Annotated in this window: 14 protein-coding genes; 9 read left to right on the top strand and 5 right to left on the bottom strand. The window is 62.8% G+C overall.

Going from position 1 to position 18,900, the window contains the following annotated elements; translation table 11 throughout:
- Positions 1–126 precede the first annotated feature (126 nt).
- Positions 127–1,065: an aspartyl/asparaginyl beta-hydroxylase domain-containing protein gene (locus tag HX881_RS32150; RefSeq protein ID WP_017124538.1), complete on the top strand. Its 939-nt coding sequence runs from the start codon at positions 127–129 to the stop codon at positions 1,063–1,065.
- A 357-nt stretch (positions 1,066–1,422) separates the two neighbouring features.
- Complete coding sequence (locus tag HX881_RS32145; protein WP_177088594.1) at positions 1,423–2,286, top strand: DMT family transporter; 864 nt, start codon at positions 1,423–1,425, stop codon at positions 2,284–2,286.
- 162 nt (positions 2,287–2,448) lie between these two features.
- On the opposite strand, the gene HX881_RS32140 is transcribed toward HX881_RS32145, so the two are convergent.
- Positions 2,449–3,360 carry an EamA family transporter gene (locus HX881_RS32140; RefSeq protein ID WP_177088592.1) on the bottom strand — a complete coding sequence of 304 codons (912 nt, stop codon included), beginning with the start codon at positions 3,358–3,360 and terminating at the stop codon, positions 2,449–2,451.
- A 236-nt stretch (positions 3,361–3,596) separates the two neighbouring features.
- Between HX881_RS32140 and aceK the strand changes: the two genes are divergently transcribed.
- From aceK to HX881_RS32105, 7 genes are all read left to right on the top strand, one after another.
- On the top strand, positions 3,597–5,318 hold the full coding sequence (aceK, locus tag HX881_RS32135; protein WP_177088590.1) for a bifunctional isocitrate dehydrogenase kinase/phosphatase: 1,722 nt from the start codon (positions 3,597–3,599) through the stop codon (positions 5,316–5,318).
- A 106-nt stretch (positions 5,319–5,424) separates the two neighbouring features.
- The gene (gene hrpA, locus HX881_RS32130; protein ID WP_177088588.1) at positions 5,425–9,336 is read left to right on the top strand and encodes an ATP-dependent RNA helicase HrpA; all 3,912 of its coding nucleotides are present in this window, start codon (positions 5,425–5,427) and stop codon (positions 9,334–9,336) included.
- A 191-nt stretch (positions 9,337–9,527) separates the two neighbouring features.
- The gene (locus HX881_RS32125; RefSeq protein WP_177088586.1) at positions 9,528–10,649 is read left to right on the top strand and encodes a beta-ketoacyl-ACP synthase III; all 1,122 of its coding nucleotides are present in this window, start codon (positions 9,528–9,530) and stop codon (positions 10,647–10,649) included.
- Positions 10,650–10,817: 168 nt separating this feature from the next.
- Positions 10,818–11,429, top strand: a complete 612-nt coding sequence (locus HX881_RS32120; protein WP_017124532.1) for an RNA polymerase sigma factor — start codon at positions 10,818–10,820, stop codon at positions 11,427–11,429.
- Positions 11,423–11,662, top strand: coding sequence for an anti-sigma factor family protein (locus HX881_RS32115; RefSeq protein WP_017124531.1), 240 nt, complete (start codon positions 11,423–11,425; stop codon positions 11,660–11,662). The genes HX881_RS32120 and HX881_RS32115 overlap by 7 nt, the downstream gene beginning before the upstream one ends.
- 253 nt (positions 11,663–11,915) lie before the next feature.
- Positions 11,916–13,244 carry an OprD family porin gene (locus HX881_RS32110; protein ID WP_177088584.1) on the top strand — a complete coding sequence of 443 codons (1,329 nt, stop codon included), beginning with the start codon at positions 11,916–11,918 and terminating at the stop codon, positions 13,242–13,244.
- Between the two features lie 323 nt (positions 13,245–13,567).
- Positions 13,568–14,692 (top strand): GNAT family N-acetyltransferase, encoded by a 1,125-nt coding sequence (locus HX881_RS32105; protein WP_177088582.1) that lies wholly within the window; start codon positions 13,568–13,570, stop codon positions 14,690–14,692.
- Between the two features lie 17 nt (positions 14,693–14,709).
- On the opposite strand, the gene aqpZ is transcribed toward HX881_RS32105, so the two are convergent.
- The 4 genes from aqpZ to HX881_RS32085 form a co-directional block, all read right to left on the bottom strand.
- Entirely contained in the window at positions 14,710–15,408 is a 699-nt protein-coding gene (gene aqpZ / locus HX881_RS32100) for an aquaporin Z (RefSeq protein WP_177088580.1), read from the bottom strand.
- 191 nt (positions 15,409–15,599) lie between these two features.
- A complete protein-coding gene (locus HX881_RS32095) occupies positions 15,600–17,432 on the bottom strand; it encodes an ABC transporter ATP-binding protein (RefSeq protein ID WP_017124528.1) in 1,833 nt (610 codons plus the stop codon).
- Positions 17,433–17,517: 85 nt separating this feature from the next.
- Entirely contained in the window at positions 17,518–18,084 is a 567-nt protein-coding gene (locus HX881_RS32090) for a peptidylprolyl isomerase (RefSeq protein ID WP_017124527.1), read from the bottom strand.
- 3 nt (positions 18,085–18,087) lie between these two features.
- Positions 18,088–18,891 carry an alpha/beta fold hydrolase gene (locus tag HX881_RS32085; protein WP_177088578.1) on the bottom strand — a complete coding sequence of 268 codons (804 nt, stop codon included), beginning with the start codon at positions 18,889–18,891 and terminating at the stop codon, positions 18,088–18,090.
- Positions 18,892–18,900: the final 9 nt, after the last annotated feature.

Genomic DNA, 18,900 nt, shown 5'->3' with positions numbered 1-18,900 from the left:
GACCGGTCATGCGGAATGTGCGGGCCGATGGGTTTTTCCCGAGGCCGGTAATGTTTATCATGGCCGGCTGCCACGTCGGGTGAATATCACCTTGCCCGGACGTTGCCCATTTTCAAGGAGTGCTGAATGACCTTTTCCTTTGCCGCCAAGGCCGCCGTGTTGCTGCTGTTCCTCGGCAGTACGCTTTACGTGCATCTGCGCGGCAAGGCGCGTTTGCCGGTGCTGCGCCAGTTCGTCAACCATTCCGCGCTGTTCGCCCCGTACAACGCCCTGATGTACCTGTTTTCCGCCGTGCCGTCCAAACCGTACCTGGACCGCAGCAAGTTTCCCGAGCTGGATGTGCTCAAGGACAACTGGGAAGTGATTCGCGAAGAGGCCATGCACCTGTTCGACGAGGGCTATATCCGTGCCGCCGAGAAGAACAACGATGCCGGTTTTGGTTCGTTCTTCAAGAAGGGCTGGAAGCGTTTCTACCTGAAGTGGTACGACAAGCCGCTGCCCTCGGCCGAGCTGCTCTGCCCGAAAACCGTGGCGCTGGTCAGCAGCATCCCCAACGTCAAGGGGGCGATGTTCGCCCTGTTGCCCGGTGGCAGCCACCTGAACCCGCACCGCGACCCGTTCGCCGGCTCGCTGCGCTACCACCTGGGCCTGTCGACGCCGAACTCCGACGACTGCCGGATTTTCGTCGACGGCCAGGTCTACGCCTGGCGCGACGGCCAGGACGTGATGTTCGACGAGACCTATGTGCACTGGGTCAAGAACGAAACCGAGCAGACCCGGGTGATCCTGTTCTGCGATATCGAGCGGCCGTTGAGCAACCGCCTGATGACCTCGATCAACCGCTGGGTCAGCGGCCTGCTGGGACGCGCCACCGCGCCGCAGAACCTCGATGACGAGCGCGTCGGCGGCATCAACCAGGCCTACGCCTGGAGCAAGAACTTCAGTGATCGCTTCAGTGGCGTGGTCAAGCAGTGGAAGCGCAAGCATCCCAAGGCCTACCGCATCATGCGTCCGGTACTGGCGGTGGTGGTCCTGACATTGCTGGGTTACTGGTTGTTCGGCTGACCTGTTGCAATCTGTGTCGGGCGCTGGTTATAGTCAGCGCTCGGTGCATCGCCTGATCCACCGTTTATCCTCTTTCGAAGAAGACCTGCGCATGCCAGCTTCCCCCATCAACGCGGTAGTCGATTCAGCGGTCAACGCTGGCGTAGTGCCGTGCGGGAACCAGCAGCCTGTGCAGATCAGTCATTACCCACCACCTGTCAGTAGCACGCCGGTGTACGTAGTCGTATCACCGCCGGGCGTTGGCATCCGGGTCTGATCAGCAACCGTTGCTGTCGCCCCCTGCCTGCCTGAAAAAAACCTACTGAATCTTCAGCTTCCCAGCTGAGTTGGCATTTGCCTGAATCACAGGTGGTATCCATGTTGGTCATTTCGAAACAATCCGCGACCGCGGCGGCTTCGACGAGTCTGTTTGTGCTGCTCTGGAGCAGCGGGGCGATCTTCTCCAAGTGGGGCCTGGCCCATGCTTCGCCGTTCGCCTTTCTGCTGATCCGTTTTTCCATTGCCCTGCTGGGGCTGTTGCTGTTGATCCCGCTGCTCAAGTTCAAGCTGCCCCGGGGTGGCAAGCCGATGCTGTACGCCGCGGTGACGGGCATGGTGTTGCTGGGCGCCTACCAGATCTTCTACCTGCTGGCGCTGGACCTGAAGGTCACTCCCGGCGTCATGGCGACGATCATGGGCGTGCAGCCGATTCTCACCGCGGTACTGATGGAGCGGCGGCGCTCCTGGAGCCGGATGTTCGGGCTCGGGCTCGGGCTGGCGGGGCTGATCCTGGTGGTGTACCAGGGCATCGGCCTGGCGGGCATGTCCCTGGCCGGCATGCTCTTCGGCCTGCTGGCGCTGGCGAGCATGACCTTCGGCTCGATCATGCAGAAACGCATCACCGACAATCCCTTGGGCACGCTGCCGGTGCAATACCTGGCCGGCTTGTTGTTGTGCGGGATCTTCGTGCCGTTCCAGCCGTTCCACTTTGAAACCGGTGTCGGCTTCGTCGTCCCGGTACTGTGGATGGGCCTGGTGGTGTCGGTGCTGGCGACCTTGCTGCTGTACCGTTTGATCGCGCGGGGCAACCTGGTGAATGTCACCAGCCTGTTCTACCTGGTGCCGGCGGTGACAGCGGTGATGGACTACCTGATCTTCGGTAACCGCCTGGCGGCCCTGAGCATGCTGGGCATGGCGCTGATCATCGTCGGGTTGGTATTCGTGTTCCGCAAAGCTGCCTGAATGGCGGCGATGGGCGCAGTGGCGGGGTGCCGCTGCGTCTGGGCCGGCCTCTTCGCGGGCAAGCTCGCTCCCACAAGTTTTCGGTCCTACACAGATCCTGCGTACGGCTCGAACATTGTGGGAGCGGGCTTGCCCGCGAAGGGGACCTAAACCACCCGATAACTACCGCTCGCCCACCGTGGCGGCCTTCACCACCGCCGCCGGCTTCAACACCAGCCACAACGCCACCGCAATCAGCACCCCGCCATACAAATGGGCCATCGACAGCGGCTCATCGAGAAACAGCGCGCCCCACAACACCCCGAACGCCGGGATCATGAAGGTCACGGTCATCGACTTGACCGGGCCGATGCTGCTGATCAGCTTGAAATACATGATGTAGGCGAATGCCGTGCACACCAGCCCCAGGCCCAGCAGCGAGCCCCAGACACTGATTCCACCCCAGCTGGCCGGCGGGTGGGCGATGGCGCTGTAGGCGAAGAACGGCAGGATCACCAGGGTCGCGCCGAACATGCTGCCCATGGCCGACAGCCGTGGATCCAGGCCGCCCTGGTGGTCGAGCCAGCGACGGGTGAGAAAACCGGCGAAGCCATAGCTGGTGGTTGCCAGCAGGCACGCCGCCGCGCCCATCAGCAATTCCAGGTTGAAGGTCACCGGCCCGGCACGGGTCAGCACCGCGACGCCGAACAGGCCGAGGAAGATCCCCAGCAGCTTGTTCAGGCTGAGTTTTTCGTGGAAGAACAGGCCGCCGATCAGCACGCCCATCAGTGGCGTGGTGGCGTTGAAGATCGACGAGTAGCCGGCCGGCAACACCTGGGCCGCGACCGAGTAGAGCGTTGCCGGCAGCCCGGAGTTGATCACGCCGAGCATCAGGCAGACCTTGAACTTGCCCTTGAAATCCCAGCTGATGCGCATCAGCGACAGGATCACCAGCAGTCCGACGGCGGCGATGGAGACGCGAAAGAAGGCGGTGGGAAAGGCCCCCAGCACCGGGGCAATGATGCGCATGAACAGGAAACTGGCGCCCCAGACGGCGGCCAGGCTAAACATGCGCACGATATCGACGGGTTTCACGGGAAGCATCCTTGGCAGGGTAGGCGGGCAAGTGTCCCCGGATGTCACGGGCAAGGCAACGTTTGCGTAACGCGATAATTGACCTCCAGGCCCTGTACGAAAACGTCCTGCGCGACGATCATGCTGCGTTGAAAACAGGCGCGCCTGATCGCCGCTCGACGAGTTTTCGTACGGAGCCTAAGCTCCAGTGACGCGCGATCAGAATAATGTCCGAACAATCCCGCAGAGGTTTGACTATGCCGCAGCAATGGCCGGCCGCCGATATCGCCCGCATGATCCTCGATGGCTTCGACAATTACCGCGAGCACTTTCGCCAGATCACCGACGGTGCCCGCGCCCGTTTCGAAGCGGCCCGCTGGCAGGAAGCCCAGGCGGCATCGGCGGCGCGGATCAATCTCTACGAAGAGAAAGTCAGCGAGGTCAACGCGCGGCTGCGGGCCGGTTTCGATGCCGAGGCGTTGCTCGACGTCAACCTCTGGCCCCTGGTGAAAAGCGCCTACATCAGCCTGATCGACCTGCGCTTCGACGATGAACTGGCGGAAACCTGGTACAACTCGACCTTCTGCGGGCTGTTCAGCCACGACCTGATCAGCGACGGCTGCATGTTCATCCACACCACCCGGCCGTCCCTGCGGCGGGCGCGGGCGGCGCAGACCCGGACCTATCGACCCCTCGGCGAGCTTTCGGGCATGCTCGAACAGATCTTTGCCGACTACAGCTTCAGCGAGGCCTATGCCGACCTGCCCGGCGACCTGCGGCGGCTCGAAGCGCAGTTGCGCGAAAGCCTGCCGGACTGGGTCTGCAAGGACCCCGAGCTGAGTGTCGAACTGTTCTCCTCGGTGCTCTACCGCAACAAGGGCGCCTACCTGGTGGGGCGCATCTACACCCATGAGGAACAATGGCCGCTGGTGGTGCCGCTGTTGCACCGTGAAGGGCGCGGGATCCAGATCGATGCGCTGATCACCGACGAAGCCGATGTCTCCATCATCTTTTCCTTCACGCGTTCCTACTTCATGGTCGATGTGCCGGTGCCGGCGGAGTTCGTCGGTTTTCTGCGGCGCATCCTGCCGGGCAAGCATATCGCCGAGCTGTACACCTCGATCGGCTTCTACAAGCACGGCAAGTCCGAGTTCTACCGGGCGCTGATCAATCACCTGGCCAATACCGACGACCAGTTCATCATGGCGCCAGGCGTGCGCGGGATGGTCATGAGCGTGTTCACCCTGCCGGGGTTCAACACCGTGTTCAAGATCATCAAGGACCGTTTCTCGCCGTCGAAGAACGTCGACCGGGCGACGGTGATCGAGAAGTATCGCCTGGTGAAGAGTGTCGACCGCGTGGGGCGCATGGCCGATACCCAGGAGTTCGCCGACTTCCGTTTTCCCCTGGGCAAGTTCGATCCGGCCTGCCTGGAGGAACTGCTGGAGGTGGCGCCATCCACCGTCCAGGTCGAAGGCGAGACGGTGCTGATCCGCCATTGCTGGACCGAGCGCCGCATGACCCCGCTGAACCTCTACCTGGAGAACGCCAACGAAGCCCAGGTGCGCGAGGCGCTGGAGGACTATGGCCTGGCGATCAAGCAACTGGCGGCGGCGAATATATTCCCCGGCGACATGCTGCTGAAGAACTTCGGCGTGACCCGTCACGGGCGGGTGGTGTTCTATGACTACGACGAGATCTGCTTCCTGACTGAGGCCAACTTTCGTCATATCCCCGCGCCGCGCACCCCGGAAGACGAGATGGCCTCCGAGCCCTGGTATTCCATCGGGCCGCTGGACGTCTTTCCCGAGGAGTTTCCGCCGTTCCTCTTTGCCGATATGGCGCAGCGCCGGTTGTTCGACCAGTTGCACGGCGAGTTGTACAACGCCGATTACTGGAAGGGGCTGCAGGAGGCGATTCGCGCCGGCAAGGTCATCGATGTGTTCCCGTATCGGCGTCGTACCCTGGACACTGAATGAGCGTGGCCGGACCAGGTCCGGCCACAATGCTTTTCAAGGTCGTGTTCTGTTGTGCAAATCTGCGACAATCCGCCCCCTGCATACATAGACGACCCTTGCGCACCTGATGACTGACGAATCGCCTGCTATCGAGCAACTGCTGAAAAACCTCGACCTCGCCATGATTGCCGACCGCCACCGGTTGCGGCGGCAATTGCACGAGCTGCGCAAGAAGCCCGATGAGGCGAAGCTGGCGCAGTGGGCGGAGAAGGTCCAGGTGTCCTGTGCCCAGGTCACGGCGCGGCGCCAGAGCGTGCCGCTGATTCGTTATGACGACAGCCTGCCCATCGCCGCCAAGCGCGACGAGATCAAGGACGCGCTGCTCAAGCACCAGGTGCTGATCATCGCCGGCGAAACCGGCTCGGGCAAAACCACCCAGTTGCCGAAGATCTGCCTGGAAATCGGTCGCGGCCAGCATGGCCTGATCGGCCACACCCAGCCCCGCCGGATCGCTGCCCGCAGCGTGGCGAGCCGGGTGGCCGACGAACTGGCGACCCCGCTGGGGGCGCTGGTGGGCTATCAGGTGCGCTTCGAGGACCAGAGCGATTCGAACACCCTGATCAAGCTGATGACCGACGGTATCCTGCTGGCGGAAACCCAGAATGACCGCTACCTCGAACGCTACGACACGATCATCGTCGACGAAGCCCACGAGCGCAGCCTGAACATCGACTTCCTGCTCGGCTATCTGAAGACCCTGCTGCCGCGGCGCCCGGACCTGAAAGTCATCATTACCTCGGCGACCATCGACCTGGAGCGCTTTTCCCGGCACTTCAACGACGCACCGATCGTCGAAGTCTCCGGCCGGACTTTCCCCGTGGAAACCTGGTATCGCCCGTTGACGTCCGAGCAGGACGAGGAAGGCAACAGCGTCGAGGACGACCTGACGGTCGACCAGGCGATTCTCGCCACCCTCGACGAGATCGCCGCCTTCGAGCGCAGCGAACGCAAGAGCCCGGGCGATGTGCTGGTGTTCCTGCCCGGCGAGCGGGAGATTCGCGACGCCGCGGACATGCTGCGCAAGGCCCAGCTCAAGCACACCGAAATCCTTCCTTTATATGCACGGCTGTCACCGGCCGAGCAGCAGCGGATTTTCCAGTCCCATCCAGGGCGGCGCGTCGTGCTGGCGACCAACGTCGCGGAAACCTCGCTGACCGTGCCGGGCATCCGCTATGTGATCGACAGCGGCACCGCCCGCATCAGCCGCTACAGCTACCGCGCCAAGGTCCAGCGCCTACCCATCGAGGCGGTTTCCCAGGCCAGCGCCAACCAGCGCAAGGGCCGTTGCGGGCGGGTCGAGCCGGGGATCTGCGTGCGCCTGTACAGCGAAGAGGATTTCAACGGCCGGCCGGAGTTCACCGATCCGGAGATCCTGCGCACCAACCTGGCGGCGGTGATCCTGCAGATGCTTCACCTGCGCCTGGGCGAGATCACGGCGTTCCCGTTTATCGAGCCGCCGGATGGCAAGGCCATCAGCGACGGTTTCAACCTGCTGCAAGAGTTGTCGGCGGTGACCCGCGAGAACCAGCTGACCCCGCTGGGTCGGCAGTTGGCGCGCCTGCCGGTGGACCCGCGCATGGGCCGCATGTTGCTGGAGGCGGCCACCCTCGGCAGCCTGCAGGAAGTGCTGATCGTCGCCAGTGCCATGTCGGTGCAGGACCCGCGCGAGCGGCCGCCCGAGCGTCAGCAGGCGGCCGACCAGGCCCATGCGCAGTGGAAGGACGTGGATTCGGATTTCGCCGGCCTGATCAATGTCTGGCGCGGGTTCGAGGAACAGCGCCAGGCCCTCGGTGCCAGTGCCCTGCGCAACTGGTGCCGGAAGAACTTCCTCAATTACCTGCGCATGCGCGAGTGGCGTGATTCGCACCGGCAGTTGGGGCTGATCTGCCGCGACCTGCAGTTGAGCATCAACAAGGAGCCGGCGGATTATCCCAAACTGCACAAGGCGGTATTGTCCGGGCTGCTCAGCCAGATCGGCCAGAAGACCGAGGACGGCGATTACCTGGGCGCGCGCCAGCGGCGGTTTTGGGTCCACCCGTCCTCGGGCCTGGGCCGCAAGCGTCCGCAATGGCTGATGGCCGCCGAGCTGGTGGAAACCACCAAGCTCTATGCGCGCATGGTCGCCAAGATCGAGCCGGACTGGATCGAACCGCTGGCCGGGCACCTGATCAAGAAGAATCACTTCGAACCCCACTGGGAGAAGAAGCGCGGCCAGGTGGTGGCTTTCGAGCAGATCACCCTGTTCGGCCTGATCGTGGTCGGACGGCGTCCGGTGCATTTCGGCCCGGTCGATCCGGTCGCTTCCCGCGAGCTGTTTATCCGCGAGGCGCTGGTGCGCGGCGAGATCCAGTCGAAGGCCCGCTGCCTGAGCGCCAATACCCGTCTGCTCGAACAGCTCGACGAACTGGAGGCCAAGGCCCGGCGCCGGGATATCCTGGCTGACGAGGAAACCCTGTTCGCCTTCTACGATGCACGCCTGCCGGCGGAGATCCACCAGACCGCGACCTTCGACAGCTGGTACCGGGTCCACAGCCAGAAAGACCCGCAGTTGCTGATCATGCGCGAGGAAGACGTGCTGGCCCGCGAAGCCAGTGAAGTCACCGCCGCGCATTACCCGGACACCCTGCACCTGGGCGACCTGGCCCTGGCCTTGAGTTATCATTTCGAGCCCAACCATCCCCGTGACGGCGTGACCCTGCGCGTGCCGGCGCCGCTGTTGCCGGTCTTGCCCGCCGAACGCCTGGAATGGCTGGTGCCCGGCGTGATCGAGGCCAAGTGCATCGCCCTGGTACGCAACCTGCCCAAGGCCCTGCGCAAGAACTTCGTGCCGGTGCCGGACTTCGTCAAGGCGGCGCTGCAACGGATCGAGTTCGCCCAGGGCTCGCTGCCCCAGGCGCTGGGACGCGAATTGCTGCGCATGACCGGGGCGCGGGTCAGCGACGAAGCCTGGGCCGAAGCGGCGCAGCAGGTGGAAAGCCATCTGAAGATGAACCTGGAAGTGGTCGATGCCCAGGGCAAGTTCCTCGGCGAAGGCCGCGACCTGGCGGAACTGACGGCGCGATTTGCCCAGGCCAGCCAGGCCGCGTTGGCCGTACCGCAGACCGCGAAGAGCCAGCAGCCGGTGGAGGCCAAGGTCTTCGCCGCCGTTGCCGAGACCACCCAGCAGAAGATCGCCGGGCTGTCGATGACGGTCTACCCGGCGCTGGTGGAGGAGGGCGGCACCGTCAAGGAAGGGCGGTTCTCCACGCCGGCTGAGGCCGAGTACCAGCATCGCCGCGCCTTGCAGCGGTTGCTCATGCAGCAACTGGCGGAGTCGGCGAAGTTCCTGCGCGGCAAGCTGCCGGGCCTGACCGAACTGGGCCTGTTGTATCGCGAACTGGGGCGCATCGAGGCGCTGGTGGAAGACATCCTGCTGGCGAGCCTCGACAGCTGTGTCCTCGAAGGGGAAGACCCGCTGCCCCGCGACGGTGCCGGCCTGGCGTCCCTGGCCGAGCGCAAGCGTGGCGGCTGGACCGAACATGCCGAACGCCTGGCACGCCTGACCCTGGAGATCCTCAAGCTCTGGCACGGTTTGCAGAAGCGCTTCAAGGGCAAGATCGACCTGGCCCAGGCCGTTGCGCTCAATGACATCAAGCAGCAACTGAGCCAGCTGGTCTATCCGGGATTTGTCCGGGAAACCCCGGGAGCCTGGCTCAAGGAGCTGCCGCGCTACCTCAAGGCCATCGAATTGCGCCTGGAGAAGTTGCCCGGCCAGGTACAGAAAGACCGGGTCTGGAGTACCGAACTGGCGGGGCTGTGGAACCAGTACCAGACCCGTGCGGCCAAGCATGCCCAGGAAGGCAGGCGCGATCCGCAACTGGAGCTGTACCGCTGGTGGCTGGAAGAGTACCGGGTGTCGTTGTTCGGCCAGCAACTGGGGACCAGGGTGCCGATCTCGGACAAGCGCCTGGGCAAGCAATGGAGCCAGGTTGACGGCTAGCCGTTAATCTCGGCGCTGCGGCGAAATCCCCGCGTTTATGGCACAATTCGCGGTTATAAATGCCCGGTTCAGCGGCTGGACCGGAAAAAAGCCACGCCAGGCGTCATCCCTGCTGTCAGGGGGTGGCCCTTTTATGTATTGGTACGACGGTGCCAATGCTTTCTGCCTGAACAGAATATAGAGGAACGACCGTGCATAACGTCGTCATCAGCGGCACCGGCCTGTACACCCCGGCCAACAGCATCTCCAACGAAGAGCTGGTGCAGTCTTTCAATACCTATGTACAGCTGTTCAATGACGAAAATGCGGCAGCTATCGAACGCGGTGAGGTTCAGGCCTTGACCGAGTCCAGTGCGGCCTTCATCGAAAAGGCGTCCGGTATCAAGAGCCGCTTTGTCATGGACAAGGACGGCATTCTCGATCCCCGGCGCATGAAGCCGCGCCTGCCCGAGCGCAGCAACGACGAGTGGTCGATCCTCTGCCAGATGGCCATCGGTGCCGCCGAGCAGGCCCTGCTGCGCGCCGGCAAGACCGCCGCGGATATCGACGGGGTGATCGTCGCCTGTTCCAACCTGCAGCGGGCCTACCCGGCCGTGGCGATCGAGGTCCAGGAAGCGCTGGGCATCCAGGGCTTCGGTTTCGACATGAACGTGGCCTGTTCCTCGGCGACCTTCGGCATCCAGGCTGCGAGCAACAGCATACAGTTGGGCCAGGCGCGGGCGATCCTGATGGTCAACCCGGAAATCTGCACCGGTCACCTGAACTTCCGTGACCGCGACAGCCACTTCATCTTCGGCGATGCCGCGACGGCGGTGGTGATCGAGCGTGCGGACCTGGCGACCTCGCCCTACCAGTTCGATATCGTCAGCACCAAGCTGCTGACCAAGTTCTCCAACAATATCCGCAACAACTTCGGTTTCCTCAACCGCACCGCGGAAGAGGGCGTCGACGCCCCGGACAAGCTGTTCGTCCAGGAAGGCCGCAAGGTGTTCCGCGATGTCTGTCCGATGGTCGCCGAACTGATCGGCACCCATCTGCAGGAGAACCAGTTGAATGTCGGCGACGTGAAGCGTTTCTGGCTGCACCAGGCCAACCTCAGCATGAACCACCTGATCGTCAGGAAGCTGTTGGGGCGCGAAGCCTCGGAAACGGAAGCGCCGGTGATTCTCGACACCTACGCCAACACCAGTTCGGCCGGTTCCGTGATCGCTTTCCACAAGAACCAGGACGATCTGGCGTCCGGCTCCCTGGCCGTACTCAGCTCGTTCGGCGCCGGTTATTCGATCGGTAGCGTGATCCTGCGCAAACGTTGATCGGCGCCTTCGCGTCTGGCATCGTGTGCGCGCCAGACGGGAGGGACGCTGTCCCTGTTCCGATGCGTTTCAGGGATAGATCGCTATTCTCGTGTTGAACATGGGCATAGAGCAGCGGCAAAAACTGATGCTCCATGATGTCCCGGAAATCCGAACTCGAGGTTGTGAATGGCGGCGATGGACGATACTCAACTGCTTGAGCGACTGCTGGCAGGCGACCAGCGGGCTTACAAGGAGTTGGTCAGTACCTACCAGAGTGCGATGCGCGCGGTAGCCTATGCCATCGTCGGCAGTCGCCAGGCCGATGAAGCCGTACAGGACGCCTGGCTGGCGGTGGTGCGCAACCTCTCGGGATTCCAGGGCCGTTCGAGCCTCAAGACCTGGTTGCTGACCATCACCGCGAACGCGGCGAAGAATCGCTACAAGCAGAATCGCCGGGAAGTCCTGCTCGACGACCTGCCTTCGCCCCATGGCACCATTGGCGACGAGCGTTTTGCCAGTGACGGGCACTGGGCGCTGGCGCCGTTCTCCTGGCATGAGGACACCCCGGAAGCCCTGCTCAGCGAAGACGAACTGCGTGAATGCCTGGAGCATACGCTGTTGAGTCTTTCCGAATTGCAGAGCAGTGTATTGCTGTTGCGCGAGCGCCAGGGGCTGGAACTGGAGGAGATCTGTAATCTTCTCGAGATTTCGCTCTCTAATGTCCGGGTACTGCTGCACAGGGCCCGACTGAAAGTCTTCGCGACCGTGGAGCATTTTGAGGAAACCGGCGAATGCTGACCTGCAAGGAACAAGTGGCACGCTCCAGCGACTACCTCGATGGCCAACTGAGCTTTCGGGAGCGCCTGATGGTGCGCCACCACCTGATGTTCTGCCCCAACTGCCGGCGTTTCATTCGCCAGATGCGGTTGATGCAGGGTGTGCTGAGGAAAATGCCCGAACCGCCGGTCGAGAATCTCGACGCTTTGGCCCGGCAGTTGTCCGCCGAGCAGCAAAACGCAGAAAAACCCTGATCCGCGATAATCTCAAAAAGCCACTATTTTCCGCGCAAAGCTCCGTCAACCGGGGCTTTGCGCTTTTTTGAATGTGTTTCAAAAAGTTCCGTTGTCATAAAACCTTAATGTACCAGCAACTCCGCTGAAATAACCCCACGCCAAGATTCCCTCCCAACAAAGCTGGTCGGGCCCTACGCAACGACCGCACAGGCGTTTGATGGCAATGGATGGCGCTCAGAACAGAAGCGTTTGAACCTTGAGGAGCGAAACAATGAAAAAATCCACCTTGGCCCTGGCTGTGGCCGTAGGGGTTTTGGCCCAGCACGCTGGCGCCGCCGGTTTTATCGAAGACAGCAAGGCTTCTATCAGCTCGCGTACTTTCTACTATCGCGCGGACACCCGTGAAGGCACTGCGAACGACCAGGATGAAACCGCGCAAGGCTTCAAGCTTGACTACAAGTCGGGCTTCACCCAGGGTACCGTTGGCTTTGGTCTCGACGCCCAGGCTCTGATGGGTATTCACCTGGACGGTGGCCGTGGCCATCACCCGGACAGCAACTCCTTCTTCCCCAGCGATAGCGATGGTTCGGCCTCCGACACCTGGGGTCGCGTAGGCGCGAACGCCAAGTTCCTCATTTCCAAGACCGAAGCCCACGTGGGTAGCGCCCTGGCGCCAAACCTGCCGATCCTGGTTTCCAACGACAGCCGCCTGCTGCCGCAAACCTTCGACGGTGGCATCGTCACCTCCAAGGAAATCGACAACGTCACCCTGACCGCAGGTCAACTCGAGCACGTCTATGGCCGTGCATCGAGCAACGACACCGGTTTTTCGGTTGCCGGTGCCACTCGTGACAGCAACCAGTTCCGCTTCGCCGGTGGTGATTGGAAAGTTACCAAAGACCTGATGCTGCAGTACTACCACGCAGAGATGCAGGACTTCTACAAACAGGACTTCCTCGGCTTGGTACACGTATTGCCGATCGGTGAAGACCAGTCGTTCAAGACTGACCTGCGTTACTTCGACAGCCGTTCCGACGGCAAGAATGGCGACGCCGGCTACCAGTTCAACAACAACGGTGGCTATGCCAAGAACAAGGGCGAGGTCGATAACAAGACCTGGACCGCCATGTTCACCTATACCCTGGGCGGCCATGCCATCATGCTCGGTCACCAGAGCGTCAGCGACGACGGCGGCTTCGTGTTCAACAACGAAGGCAACGTGGTCGATGGCAACGGTCGTGCCGAAGGCAACGGCGGTTCCAGCTTCTACCTGTTCACCGACAGCGTGGTTGGCAGCTTCATCCGTGCTGGCGAGCAGACCAACTTCGGTCAGTACTCGTACGACTTCGCCAAGCTCGGCGTACCTGGCCTGAAGGCATCGATCGCCTACCTGCGCGGTACCGACATCAAGGCCACCACCGGTGTCGGCAAGGACCAGACCGAATGGGAACGTGACCTGCGTGTGGACTACGTGATCCAGAGCGGCATGCTCAAGGGCTTCGGCACTACCCTGCGTACCGGTACCTATCGCGGCGACACCAACGTCGCGGCGCAAGACCAGACCCGTCTGATCTTCAACTACACCTACAACTTCCTGTAATTCAGGAAGCTCCAGCGTAATGGTCGCCTGGCCTGAGGGCCGGGCGACTTCGTGATCCCAAGCTTTTTCTTCATCCGTTAAAGCTTCCACGGCTCCTTGACCCTGCTTCGGCGGGGTCTTTTTTTGCCCTGGCGATCGTACGCTCGCCGCAGCGTTCCAGGCCGTTGCCAGCGCCCTTCAAGATGGGAGCAAGATTGCCCCCGCCGCCCGCGCAAGTCCAATGAAGAACTTTTTAACATCGGGCCGGCACAGGACTGCTGGTTCTCATGGCAGGGCACTTGCGCGATACTCCCACGGCGTTATGCACCTGCCTGGGGATACCGATGCCGCTACAACGTCTGCAAAGCCTGTCCGAGATCGTTCCCGCGGATTGGGATGCGCTGGTGCCCGCAGGGCAACCGTTTCTGCGCCACGCCTTCCTCAGCGCCCTGGAGGACAGCGGCAGCCTGGGTGAACATTCCGGCTGGCAGCCCGAGCACCTGCTGCACGTCGAGCAGGGACGGCTGATCGCGGCGCTGCCCAGCTATCGCAAGTGGCATTCCTACGGCGAGTATGTGTTCGACCACGGCTGGGCCGACGCCTGCGAGCGCGCCGGGATCGCCTACTATCCCAAGCTGTTGACGGCGGTGCCGTTCAGTCCGGTCAGTGGCGCGCGCCTGCTGGCGGCCAGTGCCGCGGATGGTTTCGAACTGCTGGCGGCGCTGCCGGGGTACCTGGAGATCGAGGAGCTGTCCAGCGCCCATATCAATTTCACCGACAGCCTGGCCGATGCCGCCCTGGCGGAACAGCCGGGCTGGCTGCAGCGTTTCGGTTGCCAATACCATTGGCAGAACCGCGAGTACCGCGACTTCCAGGATTTCCTCGACGTCCTGAGCTCGCGCAAGCGCAAGCAGATGCGCAAGGAGCGCGAGCAGGTCGCGGCCCAGGGCTTCGAGTTCGAATGGCTGGAAGGTCGCGAGCTGAGCGAGGCGCAGTGGGACTTCGTCTACGCCTGCTACGCCAACACCTATGCGGTGCGCCGCCAGACGCCGTACCTGACCCGGGAATTCTTCAGCCTGCTGGCCGAGCGCATGCCCGAGGCGATCCGGGTGGTCCTGGCCCGCCAGGATGCACGTCCGGTGGCCATGGCCTTCAGCCTGATCGGTGGCGACAGTTTCTATGGCCGTTACTGGGGCTGCCTGGCCGAGTTCGATCGCCTGCATTTCGAAACCTGCTTCTACCAGGGCATGGACTACGCCATCGCCCACGGCCTGCAACGTTTCGACGCCGGGGCCCAGGGCGAGCACAAGCTGATTCGCGGTTTCGAACCGGTGATCACCCATTCCTGGCATTACCTGCGCCATCCCGGCCTCAAGGCGGCGGTGAGCGATTTCCTGGCACGCGAGCGGGTCGGCATCCTGGTCTATGCCGAAGAGGCGAGGGCGGCGCTGCCTTACCGGCAGGCCTGACCTTCGCCGTTGCCGTATCAGCCATCGTCCTTGCCCAGCCAGCGATAGACCAGGCCACCGAACAGCGCCCCGAGCAGCGGTGCGAGCCAGAACAGCCACAACTGCTGGAGCGCCCAACCGCCGACGATCAAGGCCGGTCCGGTGCTGCGGGCCGGGTTGACCGACGTATTGGTCACCGGGATCGAGATCAGGTGGATCAGCGTCAGTGCCAGGCCGATGGCGATTGGCGCCAGTCCGGCGGGAGCGCGTGGGTCGGTGGCGCCGAGAATGATCAACAGGAACATCGCCGTCATGACCAGCTCGCAGACAAACCCCGCGACGACCGAATAACCCCCGGGAGAATGCGCGCCGTAGCCGTTGGCGGCCAGGCCCCCGGCCAGTTCGAAGCCGGGCTTGCCGCTGGCGATGAAGTACAGCAACGCCGCTGCGACGATGCCACCGATCACCTGGGCGAGCACATAGGCCGGCAGTTCCCGCAACGGAAAGCGCCCGCCGACCACCAGCCCGACGGAAACCGCCGGATTCAGATGACAGCCACTGATATGGCCGATGGCGAAGGCCATGGTCAGCACCGTCAGCCCGAACGCCAGGGAGACGCCGAGCAGGCCGATGCCCACGGCGGGAAATGCCGCCGCCAGTACCGCGCTGCCGCAACCTCCCAGAACCAGCCAGAAAGTACCTATTCCTTCTGTGATAGAACGTTTGAACAGAGACATGCGTCCCGTCCTTGATAGGTCAGCCTATCGCTTCGATAACGCGATGATGCATCCGTGCAGTCTGACAACAGGTCCCCTGCCGGAACCTGGGATGAGTACAGCAGGATCTACCGACAATTCCAGTGCCTGGAAACGACCACGGCCCTTGTTTTCAAAGGGCCGTGGCATCATCGGGGAAGAGCTGGCGCGAATCAGTCGATACCGACGAACCCACCGGTCTGGTGTTGCCACAGCCGCGCATACAGGCCGCCATGGGCCAGCAGCTCGGCATGGCTGCCGGTTTCGGCGATACGGCCGTTTTCCAGGACCACCAGGCGATCCATGCGGGCGATGGTCGAGAGACGGTGGGCGATGGCGATCACGGTCTTGCCCTCCATCAGGGTTTCCAGGCTTTCCTGGATCGCCGCCTCGACTTCCGAATCCAGTGCCGAGGTCGCCTCGTCCATGATCAGGATCGGCGCGTCCTTGAGCAGCACCCGGGCAATGGCGATGCGTTGGCGCTGGCCGCCGGAGAGTTTCACCCCGCGCTCGCCGACATGGGCGTCGAAACCGGTACGGCCCTCGGCGTCCGAGAGCAGGGGAATGAACTCGTCGGCCCTGGCCTTGTGCACCGCTTCCCAGAGCTCGGCATCGCTGGCATCGGGCTTGCCGTACAACAGGTTGTCGCGGATCGAGCGGTGCAGCAGCGAGGTGTCCTGGGTGATCATGCCGATGCGCTCGCGCAGGCTTTCCTGGGCGACTTCGGCGATGTCCTGGCCATCCACCAGGATGCGTCCGCCCTGCAGGTCATAGAGCCGCAGCAGCAGGTTGACCAGGGTCGACTTGCCGGCGCCGGAAGGGCCGATCAGGCCGATTTTCTCGCCAGGGCGAATGGTCAGGTTGAGATCTCCGATCACCCCGCTGCGCTTGCCGTAGTGGAAGTCCACATGCTCGAAGCGCACCTCGCCCTGACTGACCGCCAGGCGCGGGGCCTGCTCGCGATCGGTCACGCTGACGGGCTGGGCGATGGTCTGCAGGCCGTCCTGGACCATGCCGATATTTTCGAAGATGCCGTTGACCACCCACATGATCCAGCCGGACATGTTGACGATGCGGATCACCAGGCCGGTGGCCAGGGCGATGGCGCCGACCGAGATCAGCGACTGGGTCCAGAGCCACAGGGCCAGGCCCGTGGTGCTGACGATCAGCAGGCCGTTCATGCTGGTGATGGCGACGTCCATGCTGGTCACCACGCGGGAGGCCAGCTGGGTTTTCTCGGTCTGTTCCACCAGCGCCTCGCGGGCGTACTGCTGTTCGAAATGGGTATGGGCGAACAGCTTCAGGGTGGTGATATTGGTGTAGCCGTCGACGATCCGGCCCATGAGCTTGGAGCGCGCATCCGAGGAGATCACCGAGCGTTCCTTCACCCTCGGCACGAAGTAGTAGAGGGCACCGCAGTAGGCGGCGAGCCAGACCAGCAGCGGGATCATCAGGCGCCAGTCGGCCTCGACGAACAGCACCAGGGAACTGATCACGTAGATCAGCACATGCCAGAGCGCGTCGACGGCCTGGACGGCGGAGTCGCGCAGGGAGTTGCCGGTCTGCATGATGCGCTGGGCGATGCGTCCGGCAAAATCGTTCTGGAAGAAGTTCAGGCTCTGCTTGAGCACATAGCTGTGGTTCTGCCAGCGGATCATGCTGGTCATGCCCGGACTGATGGTCTGGTGCACCAGCAGGTCGTGCAGGCCGAAGAAGATCGGCCGCAGGACCAGGGCGACCACCGTCATCCACAGCAGCTCGCCGCCATGGATCGTGAAGAAATCGGTATTGGGCGTGCCCTGGGCCAGGTCGATGATCCGGCTCAGGTAGCTGAACAGTGCCACCTCGATCAGCGCGGCGAACAGGCCGACCACCAGCAGCGCGGCGAAACTCGGCCAGACCTGGCGCAGGTAATACAGGTAGAAGGGCAGGACGGTGTTGGGCGGGGCGGCGGTGGGGGCGTCGCGGAAGATATCGATCAGTTGTTCAAAACGACGATAGAGCATGGGGTCTGACGCCCGTCGGGCGGGCTCTCCTTGAAAGTGAAGCAGCGCCAGCCGCGGGCACCCGGCCCACGGTTGGCGCCTGCCTTTAGTCGATGCGCTTGGCCGACTTGATGATCACCGGATCGACCGGCACGTTCTGCATGCCTTGCTTGGTGGTGGTTTGCGAGTTGACGATGATGTCGACCACATCCATGCCTTTCACCACCTTGGCGAATACGGCATAACCGGCGTCGCGGCCCGGATCGAGAAAGGCATTGTCCGCGACGTTGATGAAGAACTGGCTGGTGGCCGAGTTCGGGTCCGAGGTCCGCGCCATCGACAGGGTGCCACGCACGTTGTGCAGGCCGTTGCTGGCTTCGTTCCTGATCGGAGCCTTGGTGTCTTTCTGCTGCATCTGCTGGGTAAAGCCGCCGCCCTGGACCATGAAGCCCGGAATCACCCGGTGGAAGATCGTGTTGGTGTAGAAGCCGCTGTCCACGTACTCGAGGAAGTTCTTGGTACTGATCGGCGCCTTGACCGGGTCCAGTTCGATTTCGATGGTGCCGTTGGTGGTCACCAGTTGCACATGGGGTGCCTTGGCGGCATCGGTAGCGGCCATCAGGTTGGCGGCGAACAAGACGGAGCCGGTGAAGAGGGCGATTTTTTTCAGCATGGTTCAGTGATCCTGGGTGGTGGTTTCGACTGCGGTTAGAAACTCGAGCAGGGTACGGTTGAAGACCTTGGGTTGGTCCAGTGGTGTCGCGTGACGGGAGTCGGCGATGACCACCAGTCGCGCGTCGGGAATCAGTTTGACATAGCTTTCCTTCAGCGCGACCGGGGTGTAGTCGCGGTCGGCGCTGACGATCAGGGTTGGACAGGCGATACGTGAAAGTCGTTCCTGCACCCCCCAGCCGACGATGGCGTCGAAGCTGGCGAGATAAGCACGTTTGTCGTTTTTTGCCCAGCGCTCGGTCATCTTGCGGCGCAATTCTTCCTGTTCCGGCTTGGGAAACAGCATCGAGCCGAGGGCCTTGCCGATACTGTTCAGGCTCAGCAGGCGCGCCAGGCTCCAGCGCTTGGCCCACTGCCAGTAGTCACCGGGGGTGCGCACCTTGACCTCGGGAGCACTGTTGATCACGCACAGGCTTCTCAGCAGCTGTGGCTGGTCCACGGCGATCTGGAAGCCGATCATCCCACCCATGGACAGGCCCGCCAGGTGCACGCGGCCCAGTTCCAGGTGTTCGATCAGCGCCACGATATCGGCGCTGAAGCCGCCGATGCTGTAGCGCTCGCGGGGCTTGTCGGAGCGGCCATGGCCACGGATATCCATGACGATCACCCGGTAGTGTTCGGCCAGCACCGGCACCTGCATCTCCCAGTCCAGGCCGCTGGAGCCCAGGCCGTGTACCAGCACCACCGGCGTGCCGTGGCCATGTTCCTCGTAATGCAGTGTGCAACCGTCGTGTTCGAAATAGGCCATCGGTCAACG

The organism is Pseudomonas gingeri, from assembly GCF_013386115.1.
Lineage (GTDB): Bacteria > Pseudomonadota > Gammaproteobacteria > Pseudomonadales > Pseudomonadaceae > Aquipseudomonas > Aquipseudomonas gingeri.
This window is presented reverse-complemented; position numbering and strand designations above follow the sequence as displayed.